The sequence below is a fragment of the Blastococcus goldschmidtiae genome, from assembly GCF_031845325.1.
Classification (GTDB): Bacteria; Actinomycetota; Actinomycetes; order Mycobacteriales; family Geodermatophilaceae; genus Blastococcus; species Blastococcus goldschmidtiae.
Window position 1 is genome coordinate 176,092 of record NZ_JAVREI010000004.1, and the last position, 26,726, is coordinate 202,817.

The 26,726-nt window shown below is 70.3% G+C and carries 21 protein-coding genes; 17 read left to right on the top strand and 4 right to left on the bottom strand.

Annotated features, from left to right (window positions below):
- The first annotated feature begins 40 nt into the window (after window positions 1-40).
- Genes RM425_RS09115 through RM425_RS09125 form a run of 3 tightly spaced genes read left to right on the top strand, consistent with a single transcriptional unit; the run spans window position 41 to window position 4,226 of the window.
- Window positions 41-433, top strand: a complete 393-nt coding sequence (locus RM425_RS09115) for a pilus assembly protein TadE (protein ID WP_311344878.1) — start codon at window positions 41-43, stop codon at window positions 431-433.
- Window positions 430-855: a hypothetical protein gene (locus RM425_RS09120; RefSeq protein WP_311344879.1), complete on the top strand. Its 426-nt coding sequence runs from the start codon at window positions 430-432 to the stop codon at window positions 853-855. Before RM425_RS09115 ends, RM425_RS09120 begins: the two co-directional genes overlap by 4 nt.
- On the top strand, window positions 852-4,226 hold the full coding sequence (locus RM425_RS09125; RefSeq protein ID WP_311344880.1) for a LysM peptidoglycan-binding domain-containing protein: 3,375 nt from the start codon (window positions 852-854) through the stop codon (window positions 4,224-4,226). Before RM425_RS09120 ends, RM425_RS09125 begins: the two co-directional genes overlap by 4 nt.
- A 55-nt stretch (window positions 4,227-4,281) precedes the next feature.
- Here the strand turns inward: RM425_RS09125 and RM425_RS09130 are convergent, their stop codons facing one another.
- Window positions 4,282-7,389, bottom strand: coding sequence for a DEAD/DEAH box helicase (locus RM425_RS09130; protein ID WP_311344881.1), 3,108 nt, complete (start codon window positions 7,387-7,389; stop codon window positions 4,282-4,284).
- Window positions 7,390-7,918: 529 nt separating this feature from the next.
- Here RM425_RS09130 and RM425_RS09135 point away from each other — a divergent pair.
- From RM425_RS09135 to RM425_RS09195, 13 genes are all read left to right on the top strand, one after another.
- A complete protein-coding gene (locus RM425_RS09135; RefSeq protein ID WP_311344882.1) occupies window positions 7,919-8,677 on the top strand; it encodes a hypothetical protein in 759 nt (252 codons plus the stop codon).
- Window positions 8,674-9,789, top strand: coding sequence for a serine/threonine-protein kinase (locus tag RM425_RS09140; protein WP_311344883.1), 1,116 nt, complete (start codon window positions 8,674-8,676; stop codon window positions 9,787-9,789). Before RM425_RS09135 ends, RM425_RS09140 begins: the two co-directional genes overlap by 4 nt.
- The gene (locus tag RM425_RS09145; protein ID WP_311344884.1) at window positions 9,786-10,160 is read left to right on the top strand and encodes a hypothetical protein; all 375 of its coding nucleotides are present in this window, start codon (window positions 9,786-9,788) and stop codon (window positions 10,158-10,160) included. Before RM425_RS09140 ends, RM425_RS09145 begins: the two co-directional genes overlap by 4 nt.
- Complete coding sequence (locus tag RM425_RS09150) at window positions 10,160-10,966, top strand: hypothetical protein (RefSeq protein ID WP_311344885.1); 807 nt, start codon at window positions 10,160-10,162, stop codon at window positions 10,964-10,966. The genes RM425_RS09145 and RM425_RS09150 overlap by 1 nt, the downstream gene beginning before the upstream one ends.
- A gap of 76 nt (window positions 10,967-11,042) precedes the next feature.
- On the top strand, window positions 11,043-12,566 hold the full coding sequence (locus RM425_RS09155) for a hypothetical protein (RefSeq protein WP_311344886.1): 1,524 nt from the start codon (window positions 11,043-11,045) through the stop codon (window positions 12,564-12,566).
- Window positions 12,563-14,077: an SCO6880 family protein gene (locus tag RM425_RS09160; protein ID WP_311344887.1), complete on the top strand. Its 1,515-nt coding sequence runs from the start codon at window positions 12,563-12,565 to the stop codon at window positions 14,075-14,077. The genes RM425_RS09155 and RM425_RS09160 overlap by 4 nt, the downstream gene beginning before the upstream one ends.
- Entirely contained in the window at window positions 14,074-15,579 is a 1,506-nt protein-coding gene (locus RM425_RS09165; protein ID WP_396137035.1) for an ATP-binding protein, read from the top strand. Before RM425_RS09160 ends, RM425_RS09165 begins: the two co-directional genes overlap by 4 nt.
- The gene (locus RM425_RS09170) at window positions 15,576-16,745 is read left to right on the top strand and encodes a M23 family metallopeptidase (protein WP_311344889.1); all 1,170 of its coding nucleotides are present in this window, start codon (window positions 15,576-15,578) and stop codon (window positions 16,743-16,745) included. The genes RM425_RS09165 and RM425_RS09170 overlap by 4 nt, the downstream gene beginning before the upstream one ends.
- A 53-nt stretch (window positions 16,746-16,798) precedes the next feature.
- A complete protein-coding gene (locus RM425_RS09175) occupies window positions 16,799-17,419 on the top strand; it encodes a conjugal transfer protein (RefSeq protein ID WP_311344890.1) in 621 nt (206 codons plus the stop codon).
- Window positions 17,416-17,724, top strand: a complete 309-nt coding sequence (locus RM425_RS09180) for a hypothetical protein (protein WP_311344891.1) — start codon at window positions 17,416-17,418, stop codon at window positions 17,722-17,724. The genes RM425_RS09175 and RM425_RS09180 overlap by 4 nt, the downstream gene beginning before the upstream one ends.
- Window positions 17,724-19,013: a hypothetical protein gene (locus RM425_RS09185; RefSeq protein ID WP_311344892.1), complete on the top strand. Its 1,290-nt coding sequence runs from the start codon at window positions 17,724-17,726 to the stop codon at window positions 19,011-19,013. The genes RM425_RS09180 and RM425_RS09185 overlap by 1 nt, the downstream gene beginning before the upstream one ends.
- 12 nt (window positions 19,014-19,025) lie before the next feature.
- Window positions 19,026-20,546 (top strand): type IV secretory system conjugative DNA transfer family protein, encoded by a 1,521-nt coding sequence (locus RM425_RS09190; protein WP_311344893.1) that lies wholly within the window; start codon window positions 19,026-19,028, stop codon window positions 20,544-20,546.
- A 104-nt stretch (window positions 20,547-20,650) separates the two neighbouring features.
- Window positions 20,651-21,022: a hypothetical protein gene (locus RM425_RS09195; RefSeq protein WP_311344894.1), complete on the top strand. Its 372-nt coding sequence runs from the start codon at window positions 20,651-20,653 to the stop codon at window positions 21,020-21,022.
- A 257-nt stretch (window positions 21,023-21,279) separates the two neighbouring features.
- Here RM425_RS09195 and RM425_RS09200 read toward each other — a convergent pair whose 3' ends face one another.
- Window positions 21,280-21,513 (bottom strand): helix-turn-helix domain-containing protein, encoded by a 234-nt coding sequence (locus tag RM425_RS09200; protein ID WP_311344895.1) that lies wholly within the window; start codon window positions 21,511-21,513, stop codon window positions 21,280-21,282.
- A gap of 195 nt (window positions 21,514-21,708) precedes the next feature.
- Here RM425_RS09200 and RM425_RS09205 point away from each other — a divergent pair, with 195 nt between their 5' ends.
- Entirely contained in the window at window positions 21,709-22,779 is a 1,071-nt protein-coding gene (locus RM425_RS09205) for a DNA-methyltransferase (protein ID WP_311344896.1), read from the top strand.
- Between the two features lie 54 nt (window positions 22,780-22,833).
- On the opposite strand, the gene RM425_RS09210 is transcribed toward RM425_RS09205, so the two are convergent.
- Both RM425_RS09210 and RM425_RS09215 read right to left on the bottom strand, forming a co-directional pair.
- Window positions 22,834-24,969 carry a hypothetical protein gene (locus RM425_RS09210; RefSeq protein ID WP_311344897.1) on the bottom strand — a complete coding sequence of 712 codons (2,136 nt, stop codon included), beginning with the start codon at window positions 24,967-24,969 and terminating at the stop codon, window positions 22,834-22,836.
- Window positions 24,966-26,699 (bottom strand): AAA family ATPase, encoded by a 1,734-nt coding sequence (locus tag RM425_RS09215; protein WP_311344898.1) that lies wholly within the window; start codon window positions 26,697-26,699, stop codon window positions 24,966-24,968. The genes RM425_RS09210 and RM425_RS09215 overlap by 4 nt, the downstream gene beginning before the upstream one ends.
- Window positions 26,700-26,726: the final 27 nt, after the last annotated feature.

Sequence of the window (26,726 nt, forward strand, 5' to 3'; positions counted from 1 at the left end):
CCGCCGACGGCGGTGGCGGGACGACCGAGGCTCGGAGTCGGTGGAGCTGGCGATCCTGCTGCCGATCGGGCTCCTGTTGGTGGCCATGCTGGTGGTCGGCGCCCGGATTGCGCTGGCCGGCGACCGCATCAGCGGCGTCGCCGGGATCGCGGCGCGGGACGCCTCGCTGGCGCGCTCGGCCGCCGCGGCGCAGCAGATCGCCACCGACACCGCCACCACCGCACTGACCAGCCAGGGCCTGCACTGCATCGACGTCCGGGTCAGCGTCGACACCTCCGGGTTCACTGCGCCGCCGGGCGCCTCGGCTTCGGTCACCGTCGCCGTGACGTGCACCGTCGACCTCTCCGACATCGGAGTTGCCGGCCTGCCCGGCTCTCGGACGCTGCACGACAGCGCCACCAGCCCGCTCGACCCTGCCAGGGACCTGTCGTGACACCCCGCCCGCACGCCAGCGCTCAACTCCGGGACGACCGGGGGTCCGTGGCCGTGCTGTTCTGCTTCATCGTGCTCATCGTCGGCGTCCTGGTCACCGCACTCGTCGACGCCGGGACCGCGATCCAGGCCGCCAACCGCGCCGACACCTACTCGGCTGAGGCAGCCCGAGCAGCCAGCATCGCCATCGGCCCGGTTCCCACCGGCGGCAGCACCGACGCACAGTTGGCGGCGACCGCGGCCCGTTCCTACCTCGACCAAGCCGGCGCGACCGGCACGGTGACCGTCACAGGCCCCGGCATCGTGGAGGTCAGCGTGACGGTCACCGACTCGACACCCCTGCTGGGCATCCCTGTCAGCCAGACCCGCGTGCACACCGCCCAGCTGCTGGTCGGGGTCACCTCCGGTGAGGGCCTGTCGTGACCGGCCACGCCGCCCGCCTGCTCAAGGCCGTGGGCGCCCTCGTGGCGCTGCTCGCTGTCCTCGTCGGCGTACCGGTGCTGATGGCGGTGCTGCACCTGGTCCCGGACAGCCTGCCGTCGCTGGACGAGGTCGGCGCCGTCCTGACGTCCCGCGACAACGGGCAGCTCGCCGGACTCGTCCTCGCAGCCGGGGTGTGGGTGTGCTGGGCACTGTTCACCGCCGCGACAGTGGCGGAGATCGTGGCGTACGCCCGCGCACGGCCGGTTCGTCCGCTGCCTGGGCTCGGGATCTTGCAGCGGCTGGCCGCCGCTTTGGTCACCGCCGTCGCGGTGGGCTTCACCGCTAGTCCTCTGGCCGCCGGCGCCCCCGCATCCACCGCAACGGCGCCGCCGCCGCTGCCGGTCGCGGCCGCATCCACTGTCGTCCCGTCGTCGGCGCAGTACGCCAGCGCACCGGTCATAGCGCAGACACCCGTCACCTACTCGATGCCGGACGAGCACACGCCTCCGGTCGGGACCACGACCTACCAGGTGCAGCGCCGGGACACCCTGTGGGCGCTGGCCGAGCGGTATCTCGGGGACCCGCTGCGGTATCCGGAGATCGCCGGGCTCAACCCGACCGCAGTCGGTCCCGACAACGAAATCCTCCCGGGCACGGTGCTGGTCCTGCCGCCCGACGCGGTCGGCCTGCCGCCGACGGGCCCAGCTCCGACCACCGCGACAACCATCGAGGACGTCACTGTGGAACCCGGTGACACCCTGTGGGACCTCACGGAGGAGATCACCGGCAGCGGACACAACTGGCGACAAGCCTGGGAGCTCAACCGGGGACGCAGTCAGCCTGGAGGCGCCACCTTCACCGACCCATCGCTGATCCGACCGGGCTGGACGCTGAGCATCCCGGACTCGGCCAGTCCCGCGACGCCCGCACCTAGCCCACCGGCGCCTCCGGCAGCCGAGCCGGCACCGCCCACGACGCCGGCACCGCCATCAGCGCCAGGCCCGAGCACCGCCCCGCCCGCTGACCCGACCACGCCGGGCACCAATGCGCCGCCTCCGGCCGCGCCCGGTCCGGCCACCAACGCCCCGACCTCGTCTCCCACGGCTGCACCGAACAGCGTCGAGCCATCGCCGGCGAGGCCTGACGAGACCTCGACGGGTAGCACCTCGGAGCTACCGATGATCGCCTTCGCCGCCGGCGGTGGGCTGCTGCTGGCCGGGGCCTCGCTGACCGCGTTGCTGCGCTACCGCCGCAGGCAGTTCCGGCAGCGACGTCCTGGCCGCACGATCGGCAGCACACCACCAGAGCTGGTGCACGTCGAACGAGCCCTGCTGGAGGCCGGCAGCGTCGGCAGTGCCGACGTCACGTGGCTGGACCAGGCGCTGCGGGCCCTGGTGCAGGCCCTGGCGAAGGTCGACGGCGCTCACCTGCCCGACGTGGTGGCGGCCTGCATGACCGACGACGTCCTGACCCTGGTACTCACCGAGCCGGCCTCGGAGGTCCCGAAGCCGTGGACGGTGGACCCGGCCGGCACCCGCTGGTCGATCCGGCGCGATGTTGCGCTGACCTACGACGAGCAGCGGCGGGCGTACTTCTTCGCACCGTTCCCGATGCTCGCGTCGGTGGGCTACACCGCCGAGGGCGAGCACTGGCTGCTCGACCTGGAACGGGTCGCGACCCTGTCCCTGTCCGGGGACGCCGAACGCTGCCTGAACCTGGCCCGGTTCCTCGGTGCCGAGCTCGCGCACAACACGTGGTCGGAGATGCTGCAGGTGACCCTGGTCGGCTTCGGCAAGGAGCTGGCCCAGATCAATCCCGACCGGCTGACCTACACCGACGACGTCGAGAAGGCGATCGGGGCGCTCGACGGCCACCTGGAATCGGTCACCGAGGCCATGCAAATGGCCGACGTCGATGTGCTGTCGGGCCGGATGCGCGACGTGGCCGGCGACGCATGGGCACCGCACGTGCTGCTCATCGCCCCGGATGTTGCGAAGGACGGCGCCGGGGTGGAACGGCTGCTGACCGCCATGAAGCAGCAGCGAGCCCGCGGCGCAGTCGCGTTGGTGCTGATCGACGATGCGGACCACGCGGACGCCGCCCGATGGCAGCTGACTGTCGACGAGGCCGGCATGCTCAGCGTCCCCGCCCTGGGAGTCGAGCTGATCGCGCAGCAGATCCCGGCCGACGAGGCCGCGCAGCTGGCCCAGGTCCTCGCGCTGGCTACCGTCACCGACGACCGCCCGGTCCCACCCTCTCGCGGCGATGAGGACTGGGACAGGCACGCAGACGCCTGCGGGGGCCTACGCATCGACCCAACCCGCTCCGCGCAGCGGCAGCCACCATTTGCGGCCGCCGGGGCTGACGACTTCCCGGCGTTCGGCCTTGCAGACACCTCGCCGTGGATGACCAACTCGGTGTTGCCGCTGTCCGCGCAGACCTACCTCGATCGAGCCGCGACCACCGAGCAGGACCTGGAGGCATTGGCTCCCGCTACCGACGCCCGCATTCGCGACCAGGTCGAGGTCGCCGACCCTGCCCTGGACGCTGACCTGGCCGACTGGGCCGACCCGTCCTGCCCACGGCCGAAGTTGATCCTGCTCGGCCCGGTCGCAGTGCGGGCGCAGGACACGCTGCCCGAGCGCAACCCGCGGCGGCAGTTCTACACCGAGATCGTCGCCTATCTGGCCACCCGGCCCGGCGGCGTGACCAGCGAGCGCTACGCCACCGCGATCTGGCCCAACGAGCCCGATGTCGTCGGCAAGACAAAGGTGCGGCAGTCGATCTCGATCGTGCGCGCCTGGCTGGGCGTCAATCCGGCGACCGGCGCGGACTACCTCCCGTCCGGGGTCACCGCCGGCGGGGTCGGCCGCTATCGCATCGACGACGTCCTCATCGACGCCGAGCTGTTCCGCCGACTGCGAGTCCGCGGGCTGGCCTGCGGTGTCGACGGAATCGCCGACCTGCGCGCCGCTCTCGACCTCGTCACTGGGCGGCCGTTCGACCTACCCGCATCGCGGCAGGGTTCGCCCGGCGGCTACAGCTGGCTGGTCGAGGAGAACTCCCGGCTGGACCACGAGTACGCCGCCATGATCGTCGACGTGGCGCACACCGTCGCGACGCACCACCTCGCCGCCGGCAAGCCCGAGCTCGCTGCGGCCGCCGCTCACGTGGCGCTGAAAGCCGGCAGCTACGAGGACGTGCCGCTCCTAGACCTGGTCGCCGCCTGCGACGCCCAGGGCAACCGGGCCGAGGCCGACGCCTACGTCGCCCGCATTCTGGCCAACCACGACGCCGAGGTGGAAGAAGACCTGCCACCCAGAACCGCCGAGATCCTCTTCCGCCGACAGTGGATCAACAGGGCCAGCTGACCAACCTCACCAGGCGTACGACCCCGTGCGCGACCGATCGCGCGGACGGCCTTGCTCAGTCGGCGATGAGTACCGTGAACTTGGCGCCGGCGGTGTGCTGCAGGTAGTTGGCCACGCCGGCGAGCACCGGCAACTGGTCATCCCGCACCTGTTTCTTGGACAATCCTGGTTGAGCGACGATGATCTCGAATCGTGGTCGTAGTTGCGCGGCCTTCTCACAGACGTTGAGAAGCGCGGCTTCGTCCCCAACTTCGAACGGTTGATAGCCGCGCTCCTGCTTTCGGCCTGCCCGCTGCGCGAGCAGCGAGAGCATGAGCGGTGTCCGGCGTCGCCGTCCGATACTGCGGACCGCCTGCCCGCAAACCTCGTACAGGTCCCCAACCCGCGCGCCGGCGTTCGCCGCGGAGGAGTATTTGCAGTGGATAAGCGTGACGAACAGTTCGCGCTCACTGACTCGCAGTCCCACTAGATCAGCGATCTCCCCAGCGCCGTCATCGTCGATCAACACGTCGAAGGCCATGTGCTCCTGCACGTGCTTGGAGATGTAGTGCTGGATTGACTCCGGCTTTCGGTCGCGGCCTTGGGATTCAACTCTTGGGTTAACGTCCGTCCAGGGCAGGGATACGAGCTTGTCGCGGTCGAAAGCTGGTGTCGCCTTCGCGCGGAGCACCTGATCACCCTCGAGCACGATGGTGTCGTTGGAGAGAACGAGGGTGGGCGGGTGCACAGTCAGCCACTGTGCAAACGGCACCTCCTCGTCCCTGGCGGTGCACGCGGTGACGTCCGGGCTAGTGGCGCTCACGACCAGCCTGCGCTCGCTCACCCGCGCCAGGTATTCAACTTCCCACCGGTCGTTCGAGTCCTCCGAGCGCCACTGAAGGATGAAGCGCACCGGTGCTCCCCGCTCGAATCCGCGCGGGTGCAGCTCCACGTCGAGCAGGTTGTACACCGACCCGTTCCGGTGAAGCTCGGGCAGGGCGGTGAGGCTCTCGTACACCAGCGCTGGCCACTGCACCGCGATGAGCACCTCGTCTGGAATCGCGACGAGAGCCTCTGGGACGATGAAGCCTCGGATGACGTCACCGGGGTCGATGGTGTCGTCGAGGAGTTTGCCTCCCTGGTAGTCGCACCACTCGACCCACTCGTGGATGCTCTGGGCAGTCCGCGGACTCCAGAAGCGACCGGATCTTGCGGCGCTGATGGCGACGCGGTCCCCGGAGTCGAAGCCCTTGATGGCGATGTGCGTTTGCGACTTCGTCCCCGTGTTCTGCAACTCAAGGCCGGCGGTGACGTCACCGCCGGTGTGCATGGTGAAGCGGTTGTCGCCGTCGATGACGTCCACCAATCCGACGTTCGTCGGAACCGGGTAGCCGACACCACTCAGGACCCGGAATGCAACCGCCTCCCTGAGTAGGTCACCCTCCGCTCCGAGCACCAGCTCCGCGAGCTCCTCGAACCGGCTGGACTTCTCCGAGCCGTGGATGAACAGCAGCCGCCGCACGGGGTCGAAGCGCATGACGATCAGCTCGTGCGTGACGTCGACCAAGTCCACGCTGTTCGCCCACGGCACCGCGGCATATCGCGACACGATGAACCAGGCGACATTGCCGTCGTCGCCCAGCGTCAGCGCGGACACCTGGGCCACGCCGTCCTCGAACAGCGCGGGGCCGAGCGCGGGGTCCCACCAAGTGCCGGGTGTGCGGTAGGCGACGGCGCTGCTGTTAGGGCGGAGCGTGGCGGTAGGAATTGTGCCGCCACTGGCGTCGAATGAGGTGTCGAAGGACGCTGCGCGCTCGGCCGCGAGCGTCAGCCGCTCGCTCACGTCCCTCATGACGAGATTCCAGTCCGAGTCCTCACGGAACAGATCGCTGAGCGGAGACATCGCGCTCTTCGCGTCCCGGGCAGCGAACACCGATGCTGTACCGAGCGTGTCGTCGTCGGCCGTGCGCGTGAAGCGCCCGACGAGCTGGATGAGCGGGCTAAGACTCTTGCGAGGATCGTGGAGCGCGGCGATCTTCAGCTGCGGCAGGTCGAAGCCCTCGCCGAGCATGTCGACGCAGATGATGATGCGGCTCTCACGTGTGCGCAGCGCTGCCAACGCCGACCGCTTGGCTTTCACGCCAAGGGCGCTGTGGATGACGGTCGGCATGAACTCGGGGCCGAGGTGCGCGTACACGGCGAGGAGCTGCTCGGTCCGAGCAACGGAGCTGACGCGCGCCATCAGGATGTGGTCAAGACCCATGGCCTGGTCGTTTCGGAGCCGCTCGACGGCGGCCTCGGCAATCGCTCGGTCCGGGGTGCGGAGGCTCACGACGGCGGTGTACTCGATGTGCCGGTAGTACCCGGCCTCCTGGGCCGCCGCCAGCGAGTAGCGGTAGATCTGCCGACCCTGCAGGCCTTTGCGGTCGCGCCGGTGCGGCGTGGCCGTGAACAGCAGCACCGGGCGTCCCGAGAACTGCCCGATCACGGACTGCCACGTGGTCGCCGGCGCGTGGTGCGCCTCGTCGACGAACAGGTGCGTGCTCCCTGAGAGCAGCACAGCGCGCGCCTCGTCGCTGCTGGCCCTGAGCACGTCAGGCGTCGCCACGATGACCTGGCTCGCCGATAGGAGCGTCTGAGCCTCCTCAACACTGGGGACTGCGTGTTGCAGTTCGGCGACAGCGGGCCGCAGCGCTGCCTTCTCCACAATGCCCTCGCGCTGCAGGATTCCGAGGTTGAGGAACTTGCGCGCAATCTGCTCGCGCAGCGCGTTGGTGGGGACTAGCACTAAGAGGTGTCGTACGCGCTCGTGGACTGCGATGGCGAGCATCGACTCCGTCTTGCCCGTCCCGGTCGGCATCACGACGAGGCCGGGCTCGTCACTGCTGGACAGGAAGTGTCCGACGGCCGCATGAACGGCGCCGACCTGGGGGCTGCGGAGCGCACCTGCTGCGTCCGGCTCGCCGAAGTGAAATGCATTCACCCACGACCCGACGACCGCCTCGCCGTCGTGTTGGGTCAGCTTGCCTGTCCAGCAGGCCGTCGCGTCCCCAGTCAGCGGGTCGGTCAACAGCGCGAGCGGACCGTCTGGGTTGCCTGCCTGTAGCAGGGGCCATTGGCCGTACGGGCTAGAGGCAACGGCGTTTGCGGTGTCGATTCGAATTTCGGTCTCGGGGACGAGCAACTGACGGACGCTGTTCCGCCCCACGAGCACGGGCTGTGCCCATACCTCGCTCGACGCAGACTCCCACGAGCTCAAGTGGACGTCACCGCGGCACCCCACAGGCAGACCTGGGAGCACCAGCGCTCGTGTACAGCGACGCGACGGCGGCAAGTCACGCTGGTGAGAATAATTGTCCGGTCGGACGAAACGGGGCGCTTGACACGGGGCCGAGGGCTGAGGCCCCTCACGGCATGAAGGCGTGCCAACGGGTTGCCGTCCTCGAAAAGGCGTCGGCGTCCGGAGCACGCCGCCGCGGGGTGCTGCAAGCGGATCGTGGCGCCTGTCGTCGTCGCGCCTCGGTCGGTCACCCCTGGCTTCTCGCCCTGTCACCCCTCGCTGCGGGATGCCGAGACTCCCGGGACGCGACAGCGGGACAGCGCTGGTCACGGGGTGACGTGACGGCCACCTGTCACCCCTGCCGAGGGTGACGACTCGTTGAACGTCTCTGCGGAGCGTCGACGGCATCACACCGATGCCGGAGGACCCGCACATGTTCCACGACCCCACCATCGTCGGCAGCTGGCCGGCGCTCGCCGCACGTCTGGACGGCGACGCCGTCCTCGTCCGCTGGGCCGCCACCGAGCCAGCCCTGGCCGGACTGCGCAGCGTCCACGACCTGCTCGCCGTCTGGGCCGAGGGCGGCGCGGACGACCGCCGCGACGTCGTGCTCGCTGCGCTCGTCCGGCTGGCCGCTGTTGACGGTGGCCACGACGACGACGCGCTGCTGCTGACGCTTCACTTGCTCAGCGGGCTGGTGCGGACGATGGCCAGACAGCTCGCAGACCTGAACCCCGACATCCTCGCCGTGGTCGTCGGCGAACTCGCTTGCCAGATCCGCCGCTACCCATGGCGACGCCGGCCTCGGGCGATCGCGGCGAACCTGCGCGCCGAGACCCGGCGGGCGGTACTCGCCGAGCTGCGACCCAGCAGCCGCTACCACCCCGACCGGGTCGAGATCCTGACCGCTACGGGCGACATCACTCGGATCGCAACTGCGAGCGCCGACGAGGAGGGGGAGGACCTCGACGTCGTCGACCTGCTGCAGTGGGCGGTGCGCTCCGGGGTCGACGCCGAGGACGTCGCACTGCTGATCGCCACGGAGTGCAGCCGCGACCAGCAACACCGGCGCGCCGACCAGAAGGTCGCCACCGCACACGGCATCACGACGCGCACCCTGTACCGCCGGCGGAACCGCACGCTGACCGCCTTGCGCGGCATGGCTCCTCATTATCTGGCGGCCGTCGCGTGAGCCCACTGCTGCAGGACGTCGACGAAGCCGGCGCCGTGACGGGCGGTGTGGCCAACGGCGCCGACGTCGACCCCGACCCCGACGAGCGACTGCTGTCAGTCGCGGAGATCCAGCAGGCCTTCCGCGAACTGCGTGCCCGTCGTCCGCGAGCTGCTGAAAGCAGGCTCACGGCGCCGACGCGTCTCCACGAGCTCTCCGTGTCCGAGGACCCTGCACCGACGGGTGCACCGGTTCCATCTCCGCGCCGCACAAGGCGAGACGGGGACAGCACGGCGCTCCCGCCTGGAGAGGGCACGCACCGCGAGCGGTGGGGTGACAGCGGTGACAGAGCGCAGCGGCGAGGCTCGAGCAGGGGTGACGGCGCGCCCGCGGCTGTCCCAGGCAGGGGTGACATCGACGCGCTGGCGGCCGACTGGATCACGGTCGTAGCGGCACACGCCGGTGCCGGCGCTTCCACGGTGGCGCTGGCCATCAGCGACGCCGCGGCCACCGACCGGCGGGTGCACCTGGTGGAGACTGCGCATCCCCGACAGTCGGGGCTGATTGCCGCAGCGGCGGCGGAGCTGGGCACCGACGCCGCCGGCGCCTGGCGACGTGGCTCCCGCGGCCGCGTCACGATCGACCGACGCGTCGCAGACGTGGAGCCTGACGGCTGGCCGGTTCTACCGATCAGCGAGGAGCCGGCGGTCACCGTCCTCGATCTCGGGCTGCCTGCTCCGGAGGACCTGGTCCGGCTGGCCGCCGACCGTACGAGCACCGTCGTCGTCTGCCGGCCGACCGTGCCCGGGGTGCGACTGACCGAGCACGTGCTGAGCCAGCTGATCGAGCAGCCGGTGGTGGTGGCCGTCGTGGGCCCGGCGCTCTGGCCCCGAGCGGTGAAGGCCAACTGTGGTCCGCAGCTTCGCGAGTTGAGGTCGCGGGGACGGGTGGTCCGGGTTCCGGTCGACGGACGACTGCAGACCGCCGGTCTGACCGGGGACCAGTTGCCCAAGGGAGTGGAGGCCGCCGGCCGGTCGCTGGCCGCGCTGCTGATGCCGGCCGTGCCACCGCAGCATCGGCATCGGCACCGGGCGGCAGCGTCCCAGCCAGGCGCGGCGGGGGAGACACGGTGAAACCCCGCATGAAAGCAGCCGTACGAGCGGCCTCGACCGTCGCGTTCGTCGCTGCGGGCCTGGTCGTGCTGACCGCGTTGCCTGCCACCGCGGCGCCGGTGGAGTTGACCGCGGCGGTCTGCCCGGAGGCGCCGCCGGGAGTGCAGGCCTTCGCCGATCAGGTGACGGCGTGGGTGAAGTGGGGGGTGCTGGCGCTGATCGGGATCGCCGCGGTCGTGTCGCTCGGCTCAATCCTGGTGGGCCGGATGTTCTCCCATCCGCATGCCTCCCGGTACGGGGCGATGGGCATTGCGGTGGTCGTGATGGTGGCCATCACCTACACGGTCATCCTGGTCATCCTCGGATCGATTACCGGCAGTGGGTGCACCTGATGCGCCGCCGTCTCGACGTCCATGGGAGCGGTGCGCCGGAGTGGAGCCCGGCGCGTCTCCTTGCGGCGCTCGTGGTCAGCGCGGTGGTGGCGCTGGCGGTGCTGGCCGGCCTGGTCGTGGCAGTTGTCGGAGGGCTGACCGAGGAACCGGACGAGAGGGACGCCGCACGACAGGCTGCAGCGCCCTCCCCGGACATGTCGCGGCATGATGCGCTGGCCGCCGCACCGATGCCGACCGCCGACCCGCATGACGCGCTGCCCGGCCCCGTGTCGACCCAAGCTGCCGGCGTTCTCGAGCTGCCGCGGGCTACCGGCATCGGTCCGGTGGACGTGCCCAGTGGCTTCCCGCGTACGCCCGAGGGTGCGCTGGCGCAGCTGGCGGCGATCGACGTGACGGCGATGCAGAGCGGCTCGATGGACGGCGTTCGACGAGTGATCGCCGAGTGGGCCGCTCCCGGCGGGCCGACCCCGGAGACGTGGTCGGGGGTGGACGGCATGGCCAGCCTGTTGTCCGCAGCCGGCCTGTCCGGCGCGGGGTCGCCGCAGCTGGCGATCGTCGTGCGCCCGGTGATGGGGCTGATCAAGGGCACGGTGGGCTCGGACTTCGCCGTGGTGTGCGTGAACCTCGAGTTCACCGTCACCGTGGAGCAGACCTCCCGCATCGCGATCGCCGACTGCCAACGCATGGCCTGGGTCGGGGACAGGTGGGTCATCGGCCCGGGAGCGGAGCCGGCGCCGGCGCCCTCCGTCTGGCCAGGCACCGAGGCAGCCATCGCAGCCGGCTACCGGGACCTGCGCCATGTCTGAGCAGCGACGCGGAGGGCGTAGCGGTTGGGGGCGCCGACTGGGAGCGATCCTCCTCATGTCTTTGGCGATCTGTTTCGTGTCCACAGGTCCGGCGGCGGCCGCGGACCCGATGGTGACGGCCTTTCCGGCCGTTCCAGGGGTGGGCGGCGCGCTGCCGTGCCTGCCGATCAATCCGTTCTGCGTGATCGGCGAGGCAGCCGGCGCGGTGGTCGAAGACGTCTGGGTCAACGCCATGTTGTCGCTGTGGGAGGCCGGCTTGTGGCTGCTGGGCCTGGCGTTCTCGGTGATCGACGCCCTGGCCACTCCGGACCTGTCCGCCGATGGCCCGTTGGCCGCCGTCTATCCGGTGACATTCGGCATCGGCGCGACCGTGGCCGCGCTGATGGCCATGGTGCAGCTGGGCGTCGCAGCGGTGCGCCGGGACGGACAGACGTTGGGCCGGCTGCTGATCGGACTGCTGCAGTTCGGGCTGGTCTGGGCCAGCTACATCGGGGTGGCGGCGCTGCTGGTCACCGGCGTCTCCGGACTGACTACGGCTCTGCTGCGCAGCCTGCTGGACATCGACACCATGGCCGCCTTCGACCCGTCGATCAGCGTGAGCCGCGACCTGGTCGACGGCACCGTCGCCACCGTGCTCGGGGTCAGCTCGATCTTCCTGCTGGTGCCGGCCAGCGTGGGCTACCTGCTACTGATGCTGGTTCGCGAGGCGGCGCTGATCGTGCTGGCCGCGACCTCGGCGATCTCGGCAGGAGGGCTGCTGGCGCAGACGTCGAGCAGCTGGTTCTGGCGAAGCCTCCGCTGGTTTCTCGCCGCGCTGCTGGTTGCCCCGGTCGCCGTGCTCGTCCTCGGCGTCGGAGTGACCATCACCGAGGGCATCCTCACCGGAGCCGAGGAGACGAGCACTGAGGCCGCGATCGGCATGGCGGTGGTCGGCTGCCTACTGATCCTGCTCGGAGCGATCTGTCCGCTGGCGCTGTTCCGGCTGCTGGCCTTCGTCGACCCGGGCACGTCGAGCGGGGCGGGGTTGCGCTCCTCGCTGGCCGCCTCCGGCGGAGTCATGGGTGCGCTGCAGAAGGCTGGTGGCGGGCGAACGGCCGCGGCGACCGCGGCGGCGGGTGCCGCATCCGGTGGGGTGGCCGCCTCCGGTGCAGCGGCGCAGCTGGCCGGTGACCGCGCGCAGGGCGAGTCGACTGCAGACGCGGCGACCAGTGGGCGCTTCGCCGGCGCGCTGCGAGCGCTGACCACGGGTACCTCCACGGCCGGCCGACTGGCCGCGGGGGTGGCCGCCTCGGCGTCAGACGTGCTGTCGGGCGCCGGAGTCGGGCACACCCACCCGTACTACGGGCAGCCGCTGCCCGCCCGGGAGCCGGCGCGCGGCAACGGCTCCGGCGGAGGGACGGCGACCGGAGGCACGTACGGCCGCGGGCGCCGTCCCGACGACGGCGGAACACAGCCGACGAGACCGGCCGGGAACGGGCGCGCCCACTATGCCGGAGGCGCATCTTCTGCGGCCTGGCCCGCCGAGCGCTTCGACGGCATCGCACCTGACCGGCCCGGTGAGAGCGACCCGATCGGTCCCGACCAGGACGACGCGCGATGAGCGCCGTCCGCTACGGCGACTACTCCCGCGACGTCTCCGGCTGGTTCCTCGGGATGACCGGCGCCCAACTGGCCCTCGTCACCCTCACGGGCGTACCGGCGCTTTTGGCCCTGAACGCGCAGGCATGGGGGCTGTTCGCCATCTGGCTGCCGGTGTGGGCGCTGCTGGCCGCCGTGCTGCTGGTCCCCATCCGGGGGCGCGCGGCCGGCCGCTGGTTCGGCGATCTCTGTCTGCACGCGATCGGAGGAGCCATGGGCTGGACGGCCTTCGGCTCCCGGGCCGCCGCCGGGACGGCCGAGGACCTGTCCGCGGCCGACCTGCCCGGAGTGCTCGCCGGCATCCGGACCCACGACGGACCGCCCTACGGGCAGCTGTTCACCCGCCCGGTGATCGTGCAGAACTCCGCGGCGCGCACGTGGGCGGCCGTGGCGCGGATCGACCATCCCGGCATCGGCCTCGCTGAGCCGGCCGAGCGGGACAGGATGGGCGCCGGCCTGGCGGAGCTGTGCGAAATCGCCGCGCGCACCGAACTGATCGACGTCCTGGCCCTGCAGGTGCGCACCGTGCCCGACGACGGTGCCGAGCGCGCCGCCTGGGAACGAACCCACACCCGTTCCGACGCCGCGCCGCTGGCCGCCCGGGTGAACGCACTGCTGGGCGCCACTCTCACCCCGGCCGCGGTGCGCACCGAGGCCTTCGTGACCGTCGTCGTCGGTGAGGGACGGATCGGCCGGGCCGCGAAGGAGTCCGGCGGCGGGGTGGACGGCCGCGCTCGGGTGCTGCACGGGGTGATGGCCGAGGTCGAGAGTGCGTTGCGTGGCCCGGTCGGCTGCACCGCCGTCACCTGGCTGGACTCGGCTGCACTCGCTGCCGCGGTGCGCACCGGCTTCGCTCCCGGCGACCGTGGCCAACTGATCGCTGCCGACCTGTCCGCCGCCAACGGCACGCAGCTGGCGACCGGGGTTCCGATGGCCGCCGCCGGGCCCACCCAGGCCCGCGCCGAGGTGCGCCACTACGTGCACGACGCATGGGCGTCGGTCACCGACACGATCCTGCTGCCCGACTCCGGGGCGGTGCTCGGTGCACTGGCCCCGGTGCTGGTCCCGGCGACGGCGGGGGAGCGGCGCTGTCTCACGGTGTTCCTCGCCCCGCTGCCGCTGGACCGGGCCACCCGGGTGGTCGGCCGGGAGGAGATGAGCGCCACCACCGGCAACGAGCTGCGCGCCCGCATGGGCTTCCGTCAGCGGGCCCGACAGCGGCGCGACACCGAGCGAATCGGCGCCGCTGACGAGAAGCTGGCCGCCGGGCGTGCGCTGGTCCGCCCGGCCGTCGCAGCCTGTGTCACCGTCCCGGCCACCTGGCCGGTGGAGGAGCACGGCCGCCGGCTCGCCGCCTCCGTCCGTGCCGCCGGCTTCGTGCCGTTGCGGCTGGACCTGGCGCAGGACTCCGGCTTCGCCGCCGCCGCCATACCCCTCGGTGTGGGGCTGCCCGACCGCAGGGGACGGCGATGAACCGCCGCGGCTTCCGCCGGGGCCGGGACGTCGCCGTCCTCCTCGACGACTTCGGCCACCGACTGCCAGCGCAACCCACCGTGGACAGAGCGCCACGCGAGCGGGGCCCTTTCACCCAGCTGGTGTCTCGCCGCGGGCCGCGCGGACGTGGCCGGGGACGGGCGGCGGCAACCGCGCCGCTGTCGGTGTGGCGAATGACGTCGGAGCAGACGCCGGTGGTGTGGCCGCTGATCGCCACCAGCGGGCTGCCGCCCACCGGTGCGCAGATGGGCATCGACCTACTGTCGGGCGGGGCGTTCTACTGCGATCCGGTCGGCTGGGTCACCGACGACGACATCCCGGTCACCAACCCGAACGTCGTGGTCTTCGGTAAGCCCGGCCGCGGCAAGTCCGCCACCGTCAAGGCTTTCGCGTTGCGCATGCTGGCCTACGGCTACCGAACCCTCGTCCTCGGAGACACCAAGGACGAGTACGAGCCGCTGTGCCGCGCGCTGGGCGTGGAGCCGTTCGTCATCGGCCACGGACTCTCCGCCCGGGTCAACCCACTGGCCTTCGGCCCGCTCGGCCACGGCTGGGAGCAGCTTGATTCCGCCGAGGCTCGCCGCCGCGAGGCCATCATGTTCGCCCGCTGGCTGGTGCTGATCCGTGGCCTGGTCGGCTCGCAGAACGTGCCCTTCGGCCCCGTGGAGGAGACCGCCGTCGGCGAGGCGCTGCGACTGCTCACCGGCTACCGCAGCGGAGCCACCCGGCTGACCGAGCCCACCATCCCGCAGCTGTGGCAAGCCCTGGACGAGCCCACCGACGAGCTCGTCGCCTGCTGCCGGTACGCCGACCGGCGGCACTTCCTCGACGCCACCCGCACCCTGCGCGATGCCCTCGGCTCCCTCGTGAAGGGCTCGTTGGCCGGCCTCTTCGACGACCACACGTCGATCGAGGTCGACTGGCGCGCGCCCATCCAATCCCTGTCGCTGTCCCGCCTCGAGCCGCTCGGTGACCAGGCCGTCGGCATCGCACTGACCTGCCTGAACTCCTGGGGGCAGGCCATGCGCGAGATCGCGGAGCCTGGCGACCTGCGCATCGTCATCCGCGACGAGACGTGGCGGCAGATGCGCCTCGGTGCCGAGGCGATGAAGAGCCTGGACGCCAACCTGCGGCTGTCCCGCCGCGACGCCGACGTGCAGATCCTGCTCGCGCACAAGCCCTCGGACATGCTCACCGCCGGGGACGCCTCCTCCCAGGCGGTGGCCATCGCCCGGGACCTGCTGCACCTGTGCGACGTCAAGGTGCTGCACGGCCAGGACCAGGCCGTCGCCGACGAGCTCGGCAGCATGCTCGGGCTGACCCCGATTGCCCAGCGGGTGGTCACCGGATGGGCGATCGCCGGCAAGGGCCGCGCCCTGTGGCTGGTCGGTGACCGGGCGTTCAAGGTGCAGACCGTCCTCACCGCGCCCGAGCTGGCCCTGACCGACACCAACGAGGCACTCACGGGACGTCCGGCATGAGCGGGACGGCCGAAGGACTGGCGCGGGCGTACGCGAAGCGATGGCTGTGGAAGGCCGCCGCTCCCGTCGCCGTCCCCGTGTTCGGGGTACTCACTCTGCTGTTGATCCCGCTGGCGGTTCTCGCCGCTCCGGAGGCGTCGACGGCGGTGGCGTCGTCGTCCTGCTCGACAGGCGGCACCGGCGCCTCCGTAGCCGGCATGGAACTGGACAGCGTCCAGATGGGCCACGCGCAGACCATCGTCACCGTCGCCGCAGCACAAGGGCTCGACCCGTACGCGGCCACCGTGGCGCTGGCTACCGCCTACCAGGAGTCCCGCATCCGGATGCTGGCCAACGACGGCAGCAGCCCTGAGCTCACCGCCGACCAGGCCGCGGTGACCGCGACCAGCCTGACCTATCCGCAAGACGGGCTGGGCTCCGACCACGACAGCGTCAACACCTTCCAACAGCGCTGGATCGCCGGCTGGGGCACCGTCGCCCAGCTGATGGATCCCGTCTACGCCGCCGAGGCCTTCTACCGCCGGCTCGTGGCCGTGCCCGACTGGCGCGCCATCCCGCTCACCCAGGCCGCCCAAGCCGTGCAGGTGTCGGCCTATGGGTCGGCGTACGCCCGCTGGGAGCCGCTCGCCCGCGAGCTGACCGCCATGCTCTGGCCGACCGCCCAGGCCACTGCGGCCGACGGGAGCGGTGCGGCGCCCGGCATCTGCCCAGACCTGCCGGTGCCGGCCGGATCGTGGATCCGCCCTACCGCCGGCACCGTCACCTCCGGCTACGGGTCCCGCTGGGGCGCTCCGCACGCCGGTGTCGACATCGCCGGGCCCCGCAACACCCCCATCTACGCCGCCGCCGACGGCACCGTAGTTCGTGCCGCTTGCACCAGCGCCTACTGCGACCGCGACGGCAACCTGAGCCTGGCCGGCTACGGCAACCTCGTCGAACTCGACCACGGCGGCGGCGTGACCACCCGCTACGCACACCTGTCGGCCTACACCGTCACCGCCGGTCAGGGCGTCAGCGCCGGGGCGCTGATCGGCTTCCAGGGGTCCACCGGCAACAGCACCGGCGTCCACCTGCACTTCGAGGTCCGCACCGACGGCGCGTCCGTCGACCCCGTGCCGTGGCTGGCCAGCCGCGGCGTCGACCTGCACGCAGCCAGCGCCGGCTGACCGGTAGAGAGGAACCAGGACGTGGACATCCACCACCGCACCAGGGCCGGCGCGTGACGACGCCCTTCCGCCGTCGCGACCCGCAGCCAATTGCCCGGGGATGGGAACTGGCCGTCGCCGCGGCCGGTGGCGCCCTGATCGCTGTCGCGTTGGCGGCCCTGGTCGGTCTCGGGCTCGCCTCGGCGTTGTGGGGCGGTGGCTGGGTGTGGCCGCAGGGCACCGAGACGATCACGCAGGTCCTCGGCGGGCTGCTGGACGGCACCCCCGGCCGAGGCCTGCCGCCCGACCAACGGCGTCAGGTCGCCGGACCCATGCCCGTGTACGCGTGTGTTGCCGCCGCCGAGCTCGTCCTGCTGACCGCCACGGTCATCACCGCAGTCCTGGTCGCCCGCCACCGGCGCCCGGGCGACGCCCGCGGCGGCATGGCCACCCGCAGGGAGGCCGAGCAAGCCCTTGGGTTGCGCCAACTCCGCGCCGGGCGAGCGGTCATCCGCCCGGACCGCTACCCGTCCAGAGGCAGCCGGGGACGTCTTCATCGTCTCCTGTCCACAGGCGGCGACACCATCCGCGGTCGTCTCCACAGATCCATCCCGAGCACCACGTCCCGATCGACCTTCCCAGCACCGTCGACCCAGGCATCACCCGTCCACACCGTGAAGGAGACCCCTCGATGAGCTCGACAGACAACGGCCTGAACCCTGATCTGCTCGCCGCCCGGGCCGAGGCTGCGGCACTGTTCGCCGCCGCTTCCCGCAACGACCAGGCCGGACCGACAGCGCAGCTGCACTGCCTCGCCGCCGCCACCGCCCTGCGCGCACCCAGCGGTCCGGTGCCCGCGACGGCCGACGCCACCGACCCCGACCGGCTCGTCGAGCAGGCGCTGCGCATCCTCGGCAACCTGCCCGCCGCTGATTTCGCGCACCCCGACGTTCTCGCCGCCGCCCAGCACGGCCACCGAGCGCTGCGTGCGCCACGCTGATGGCCACGTCGCTCGGGCAGCTACTCGACGCCCTCGCCGACACAGCGCGGACCACGGACGACAGCGCAGCCGCGCGCGCCGATGCAGGCACTGCCTTGGGCCACCTGGGTCGGGCGCTGACCCACCTGCGCCGCGACGGCGTCTCTCCATTCGCCGGCGATCGCCGCGAACAGCAGGTCGCCGCCCTGGCTGCCGCCTGCACAGAGCTCGGCGTCCGCGCTCCAGCGACCGAGTCGGCGTTGACCCGGTTGGCGGCTGCCGCAGCCGACACTGTCGGCGTCCTGTACGACCACACCACCGTGACCAGCCGGTGGGCCGTCGCCACCGCCGTAGCCGAGACAGTGACGCCGCTGGCCGAGGTGGTCGCCCACCGCCTGCCTGCCGGTCCGGCGACGCAGTGGCACACCGAGGTCGAGCGTCAGGCGGCCCTGGTCCAGCAGACAGCCGCGCTGCAACCGCCGACACGCGCCGACGTCGCCATCCTCGACCGCCCCGTTCCAGGCCCCGCGGTCGATGCGTCCGTCGACCCGGCACGCGTGGTCCCCGATGCCATCGGCGTCCTACTCCAAGCCACGGCCCGAGCCAATGATCCACCGTCGGTCACCGAGGTCCTGGCCTACACGATCGCCGCCCAGACACTCAGCTCCGCTGCGGCGCGCCTCGGCTCCACCGACGCACCATCGGCAGGTCAGACGACGGCGGCCGACGCCTGGCGCGCCGTCCGAGCAGCCCTGCGTCCGTACGACGACGGCAGCCGCCGCTTCCACCAGCACACACCATCCGGCGTGACCGCAGCGGGTCGCCTCCATGCCGTCCTCCGCTCCGAGCCTGACCCGGCCACCTGGACGGCGCCTCTGCGCGCATCGGTGACGTCCGCGGCTCAGCACCTGCCGACTCTCGCCACGCAGTTGCTGTACCGCACTGTCCGATCCTGGGCCGACAACGGATCCCTGATCGCCTACGCCCGGGACGTGCCGCCGCGCGAGGAGCGGGTGGCCGCGTATTTGCGCGGATATCAGCCCGGTGGGCTGGTCCGGGTCGACGCCACCGACCTGCAACCGGTCGCCGGCGCCCTGCACAACGCCCGGCTGCTCTCCCTCTCCGTCGCCGACCAGGCGGCCGACCCGGGCGCCCGCGCGACGGCCGGCTTCCCGCGCCGGGCCTGGGCCGCGAATCGGGCGCTGCTCGACGACCCGCAGACGCCGGTCGCGCTCAGCGTGGCCGTCCAGCAGGCCCACCAGCAGCTGCAGGCGCGAGCCCAGCGGTCCGGGCCCAGCCGGGCACGTTGAAAGGAGAGACGGATGCTCACGTCAAGGTTCGACCCGACCGACGTCGGCTGGTGGCTGGGCCGCTCCTCCCAGCCACACGGGGTGGAGCTGTGGTGCCGGTACGACCGCACCACCGGCGTCTACGGCGAGCAGGGGTCCGGCAAGACCCTCGACCTGCTCGCTCCCGCCCTACTGGCCCACCGCGGCGCCGGGCTGGCGACGCTGACCAAGGTCGACGACCTGCTGCTGACCGCCGGGCGGCGGCAACGGCCCTCCGGTCCCGACGAGCCGCCGCGGCCGGTGGCGGTGCTCGACCCTTTCGGCGCCGCGCCGGGGCTGCCCGAGCTGGTGTGGGACCCGGTCGCCGGCTGCGTCGATCCTCGAATCGCCGAGCGGCGAGCCAAGGCGTTCGCCGCCGGCACCGTCGCCGGAGCGGTCACCGGCGGGCGGCAGGACAACGCCGCTCGGTTCTACGCCGCGGAGACCGCCAAGGTGCTGCAGGGATTCCTGCACGCGGCGGCACTCACCGGCCGCACCCTGGAGCACGTCCTGGAATGGGTCGCCAACCCGGTCGCCGCCGAGCAGCCCGCCGAGATCCTGCAGCGGCATCCGCACGCGGCCAGGTTCTGGGACGGACTGCTGATCGGCGCGCTGCACGGCAGCCCGGACACCGTCGGCAACACGGTGACCACGGTCCAGCAGGCGATGGCGCTGTTCTTCCAGCCGGACATCAGGGCGCGCTGCGTGCCTTCACGAGGCCGGTCGGCGACCGATCTGGCCGACCTCATCGCCCGGCAGGGAACGGTGTACCTACTCGGCCGGGAGGACCCCTACGCCTCGGCGGCACCGCTGATGACCGCGGTCGCCGAGCACGTCCTCGACACCGCCCTGCAGGTCGCCACCAGCTCGCCGCACGGGCGGCTGACCCCGTGCTTTCTGGCCTGCCTCGACGAACTGCCGTCCACCACGCCGCTGCCGACCCTGCGGGTGCGGATGGCGAATGAGCGCGCGCTCGGTCTGTCGTTCATCTACGCCGCTCAGACCTGGAAGCAGATGGTCGTCTCCTATGGCGAGGACGAGGCCCGCTCGCTGTTCGGGCTCACCAACAACCTCGTCATCTTCGGCGGCGGCAAGGACGTCCACTTCTACCGGGAACTTTCCGACCTGCTCGACGACGTGCGGATCAGCCGGCGGACCTTCACCGAGGGGCCCGGCGGCATCGGCACGTCCCGCTCGGGAGAGGACGTGCGAGTGCTGCGCCCCGGGGACATCCGTCGCATCCCCGAGCGGCACGCCCTCGTCGTCGCAGGCACCGCGCCGCCGATCATCGCCCGGTTGCGGCGCTGCCTCGACGGCAAGGACGGTCAGCAGCTCACGACCGAGCTCGACGCCGCCCGCGCGCGTGTCAGCCGCGCCCGCCCCGGCACCGACGACGTCCAGCAGCGCACGGCTGCCGCGCTGGCCTACGCCCGCGACCACCGGCTCGTCCCGAGCCGGCACGCCGACACGGGCAACGCGACGACCGCACCGCAGCCCGAGTCGTGGTCCTGGTGATCGTCCTGCCGTTCCCACCGCCACCGCTCGCGGTGCTGAATGCGCTCGAACTCCTGGGGAACGCGTGTCGAGGCGACCGCGGGGGAGCGGCCCAAGCCGGCGCCGTGGCGGACCTTGAGCGCCCCTGGGAGCCGGCCGGCTGCAGCGGCGAGCTGAGCACTGCTGTCTGGAGCTGGTGTGACGACGTCGTGGCATGGATCAACCACGAGTACGCGTGGCGGCCCGCGCAGATGGTCCCGGCCTGCTGGCCCCACCACGCCCACATCGCCCGGGAGCTACCCGTGCTGGCGGTGCTGCGGTGGGAAGCAGAGAACGCAGCAGGTCCGCAGCTGATGGAGGAATGGAACCGCTACGCCTTCCCGATGTTCTGCGACCGCATGGCTCAACGGCTCGGGGAGAGCACCTGCCGCACCGGCCGGCACCAGGACTGGCCCGCCGAAAGCCGCTACACCGCCTTCCTCGACGCTTCTCCTTGATGACGGACGAGCTTCCAATAGCTTGCCGTAATGAAGCGCTCGGACGACGGGGACGACGTAGCACTCTGCGACATTGCGGTGCGGCGGTCAGGGTTCGAGTCCCTCAGGTCCACCTGGACTTCCCCGTACTCGGACCTCGACACTCAGGAACTTCAAGCCGGGGAGTCAAGGTTCGTGAGATTAAACGGCTTGCTTGGTCGGGCTAGGTCGCCACTCGAGGTCAGCGACAAGCGCTCCGGCGATGCGGCCACATGACCCTAAGCGGTAGCCCAGAGAGCTTCGAGCCCATGGGTGAGCGTCTGGGGCGAAACGTCGAGGGCCGTGGCCATGCTGCGCACGGTACGCAGCTGCGGCACAACGACTCCCGACTCAACCCGGGCGATCGTCGCCTTCCCAACACCCGACGAGACCGCCAGCTCGGCCTGCGTCAGCGCACGCTCGATGCGGAGCTGGCGCAAGCGGCGGCCCAGCTCCTCGCGGGTGTCCTGCATCGGTCTTGTGATACCCGAATGATAGCTTCCTGAGCATCGAATGGAGTGCGCGTTCCTCGGCCGGTCACCCGGTTGAGCGATCGTCGGCGACGAGGAGTAGGTGCGGCGTTGAGGATGCTTGAAGGCTCTGACAGTCCCGAAGCGTCGGCGACTCCCACATCGCCGGTAGTCGGGGGAGGCCGCTCGCTCGGTTCGGTGACGGTCAGCGACCTGGCGTCGTGGGAGCCGGAGCTGCCGCCTGCGGTGACGCAACTGATGCCCGGGGACGCGCGCTCGATCGACCTCCCGGCGAGCAGTGTGGACCTCGTCGTGACCTCACCGCCGTACTGGCAGAAGCGTGACTACGGGCATGAGGATCAGATCGGCCTGGAGCCGACGCCCGCCGCCTACGTCTCGGCGATAATGGACTGCTTGACCGAGTGGCGCCGATTGCTTAGGCCGACCGGATCAGTGTTCCTCAACGTCGGCGATACGTACTACAAAAAGTCGCTCATTGGTATCCCTGGGCGGATCGAGGCCGCTGCGGTAGATGCGGGTTGGGTCGTGCGAAACCGCATCATCTGGGCCAAAGACGGCGGCATGCCGGAGCCAGCGCAGAATCGATTGGCTAACCGACATGAATACGTCATCCATCTCGCACCGCGCCAGTCGTACTACTACGACTTGTTCGGCTATTCGGAGGAGATTGGGAACGGGGCGAACCCGGGCGATGTCTGGCACATCAACCCGGAGCGCAACATGGGTGCTCACCTGGCCCCCTATCCGCGAGAGCTCGTTCGGCGAGCGATTTTGCTGGCCTGCCCACCCCAGATCTGCCTGACCTGCAACACGCCACGGCGGCGGATCGTCGCCCGCACCCGTCAGCTGGACCCGTCCCGGCCTCAGGCACGGCGGGCCATGGAGCTAGCCGAGGCCGCGGAACTTACTGATGCTCACATCGCGGCCATCCAGGCCACTGGTGTCTCCGACGCCGGCAAGGCATTGAAGGTGCAGACCGGTACCGGTCGAAACTCGCTGTCCGTGCAGGTGCTCGCAGCGGAGGCTAAGGCGGTACTGGGTGGCTACTTCCGTGAATTCACCTTCGCCAGGCGAGTCACAACAGGGTGGACCGACTGCGGCCACCACACGCCCGGACGCGGCGTGGTACTTGATCCCTTCGCCGGGACCGGAACCAGCCTGCGCGTTGCCAACGACATGGGTCGTGACGCGATAGGAGTGGATCTGACTCCGCTGATGCCCGCCGTGAACAGTGTGGCCGGCAGCTAAGAACTTCTGCCGTCCGCCGTGCTAGTCAGCCCTGCTGCGGGTGACACCTCAATCTCAGCTGTCGGACTCGCTGGATGGCTCGTCAAGAGTGAGCAGTTTGACCAAGCGGGGCAGGAGAGCAGAGTCAGCACGAAGCACAACGCGATAAACTTCGCTCCACTGGGCGCGCTCCACCAAGCCTCGATGGGCAGCGGTGTTGCGATGTCGTTCGCGGAGTTGATCCAGATCAGTTAGCAGATTGGACAGGGAGTCAAGGTCGACTCCCGCTGCAGCGAGATGCCGGCGCAGCTCCCGGGGAGCGCGCCAGCTGGGTCCAGTGACCGCTTCGCGAAGTCGAAGGATCATGCTGCCCAAGGTCCATCGCTCTGGATTGCACCCCGGTTGCGTCAGCGCATTGGCGAGGGCGGGAAGCGCGACTCGTTCGCGCAGAAGGCGCTCAAGCGGCGCGCATAGCCCGAGGACGGGTCCGGACAGGTCCGCACCTTCGGGGGCGGTAACGCCGAAGTGAACTGCCGTCGTGATCATGCGTTGGGCGTCTGGGCCGACGCGCAGCCAGGTGTCCTCCAGCAAGGCATGCAGGTTCTGGCCGGTTGTTGTGAGGACGTCGGCGGACAGCTGGCTCGCTCGTGCCTCAAGTTGGGCAACCGCAAGCGCCTGTGCGCGGGTGCCTTCCTGCTCCTCTTCGGTGGCGTCTGGGTCGTTCATTCCGGCATTGATTGCAGCATCGATCTGCTCGGCGGGTACGCCTGTGCCACTGAGCACGAGGCGGCCGAGGATCGCGAAGGCGTCTGCGCTTCCGACAGGATCGCCGGGGTCTACTGCGACCATTTCGATGATGCCCGGCTCATCGCCTGCGGCGCGATCTACAGTCCATCGCCTGTCGCTTTCGATGGCGTGGAATCCAGTAGGAGCGTGAAAGATGAGGCCGCCGAGATGGATAGGCCGTCCGGCGTTGGCGAGGTAGCCGAGGAGCTTGTACAGCTCCTGACCTCGGGCACTGCGGCGGCGGCGAAGCTTCGCATCGATCAAGACAACTTCACTGGTGCCGTCGACGTGGCGACAGCGGGCAGCCAGGTCGGGGAAGCCACGCAGCGGCCGGTCACCGGGTTGGTAGCGCCACCGGTTGGGGGCGCCGACAAGCTCGGACAGGGCGGGCTGGAAGTACAGCTCGATGACGTCGGCACCTGCATCCCAGGTGAACAAGGGAGACTTGCTGTCACGGTTGAGCAGGTGGGGTGCGGTCAGCCGAGCTGGGCCGAGCAGCGCAGTAAGAGCCTCCGCGAGTTGAGCTAGGCACCAGAGTTCGAACAGCTTGTCGTCGAACTGTGGCCCGTAGAAGGCTCCGGACACCTCACCTGCCGAGATGTCAGCGGAACCGGAGAGGGCGCTGTGAACCCAGGCCGCGACCTGTTCGTAGCCGCCTGGGCGGTTGACGTGCCCAGCACGCAGACGCGCTTCGACGGTATCGAGCAACTGGCCGACCGTCTCTCGGCGTGCTACTTGGACGGCGTCTTCGCTGGCTCCGCGCAGTGTGGGATGGCTGTGCAAGCGGACAAGGTCGGCTCGCACCTGCTCGGCCAGGTGCAGCTCGGGGGTCCGGTGCAGCCCATCCAGGGCAAGGAGGCAGGCGTCGAGTTCGGTGAGGTGCCAATGCGCAGCGAAGGCGGCGAGGATGTTCTCCGGAGTTGCGCTGCTGCGCTGAACGTCAACGACCGGATAGCGACGAGGGACCGTGCGTCGGCCGCGCTGCTGGAGATAGCGGGGAATGTCGAGCCGCCCGTGAAGATGCCCGATGTGCTCGTCGGTGACGCGTTCGAAGCGAAAGTTGGCGCTGCGAAGCGCGGCCTGCAGGGCTTCCACTAAGCGTTGCCCGGCCGTGAGGGCCGTGCGCAGGCGCAGGGCTGCCAGGACGGCGTCGCGTGGAGGCTCGTACCGGCTGGGCGTCTCCCAGGCGCGGTTGCCGAGTACGGCGGTGGATCGCAGCTGCAGCTGATCGCTGCGCACGAAGTACGTGGCGACGAATGGGAGCGCAGCGGTCAGCGCAGCTCGGCGGCTGAAGTCCGTAAGAAAGCCGCTACCAAGATCGTCGCCGTCCCCAAGCCCGTCGGGCTCATCTACGGGGCTGTCATCGCTGGTGTGATCGACAGCCTCACCTCCTCCACCGCCTGATGGGGACTCCACCGACGTCATGCCGTGGCGGCGGTGTCGCGCAGGTGCCCGGCGGCGCGAATGGTCCGCGCCAGTTGGTCCGCATGCTCATCGCGCAACCAAGTTAGAAGGTCCTGCAGGACGACAGGCTTGACCCCGCTCATCTGCGGTATCACACGGTTGGCGAGTGCAGAGTCGAGGACGGGCAGCAGGTCGTCGCTACCCAGCTCGCGCAAGGCAACATGGCGCAGAACGTCCCCCAGCTGGGCCGTGCCGAGCGGCCAGCCCCCTCCCGCGGCGCCGGCGGCGGGATAACGCAGGCGGGTGACGACCGCCTCAAGAAGATTGAGAACCGGCTGCATGCGGGCATCGGCCTGCCAGCGCTCAAACAGTTCGGTCGAGTCGCGGCTGCGGGCACGCTCGGGGTACTGGCCCGCCATCCAGACAGCCGCATGCTTCAACGCGGCGAGGATCTCGTCCTTGAGCTGCTCGCGCCTAGGCACCCCGACATAGACGAATTGGAAGCGGCGGCTCAGCCCTTGAGAGAAGTCATATACGAAGGATGCGTCGACGTCGTTCATCGTTGCGATGATCCGGAAACGGCTGGGGATCGGGACGACCTTGCGGGCTGGATCGTTCTCGAACCATAACTCCAGCGACTGCTCACCACTACCCCCGAGCATGGTGTAAAGGCCTCCGATGGCCTTGTCCACCTGCGCGCGGCTGAACTCATCGATGATCAACCAGTGGGCCTGACATGGCTCCGATTCAGAGTCCTCATCGTGCGCGCGGGCCGTGCGGGCACAGCGGAGCGCCGCCCGAGGGACATGGCCCAGCCACGGCCGCAGTACCTCTTGATCGTTTGCGCCAATAGTCGGCTGGAGTCCGCCGATCACGTCGTAGGTGCTCCAGTCGGCGGTCGCCGTCTGCAGCTCGCTCGAGCAGTCGAAGGCCTCGGCCAGAGCTCGGGCCAGTGTGGTCTTGCCGGTACCGGGCGGACCCTGCAAAACCAGGTGGCCGGTGAGTAGGGCCAGCACGCACTGCTCAAGTAACTCCGGGTCCGCCAGCAGCAATCCGCGCTTGTCTACTGCGACCTGGGCGCGCTGGATGAGTGCCTCTACATCAGCATCCTGTAGTGGCAGCAGCGCGAACTCCTCCAGTGCGAGGTAGTCGTCTTCCTCAACTTGGGGATCGTCCGTCGGTGGAGCGGGTGCGGGGACTTCCACGGTTTGCGGCTGCTCCGGTGCGGCCAGGACTTCCGCGAGCGCGTCGTCGTTCCACGCCGCGTCGGTAACCCAGAGTGTCTGCTCCTCGGGCTTCTCGAGGTTGGGCGCTGTCTGGTCGGTGAAGATCCGCGCTCGCTCTCCCTCGCTCAAGTGCAGCTCTGTCAGCAGTGCCTCCACGAGGCTGGTGACATCGGCATCGGCTGCCAGTTCCGCAGGAGTCCCGAAGCGGTAGCGCCAGACGGCTAGTTCACGCAGCGGAATCCGCCTGGCTGGCGGGACCATCCCATCGAGCGCGGCAAAGTAGTCATCATCTGGACGGAACTCCACGTTCGCGACGCTTCCGCTGACCGTGGTGATCATTGCAGCCCGCAGTTTCGCGTTTGGACGCCGAAGCTGCGTGAGGACCGAGCCGACGGGCCAGCCACCGTTTGGCTGATTCTTCGGCCACGCAGCGCCGAACGGGTCATACCATGGATGCTCATCGTGGCCAGGCACGGCGAAATACAAATCGCAGAACGTGGTGATCTGTGTGGAATCCAGCTCCACCGAGCCTTGTCCCGGTTGAGCTCCAGC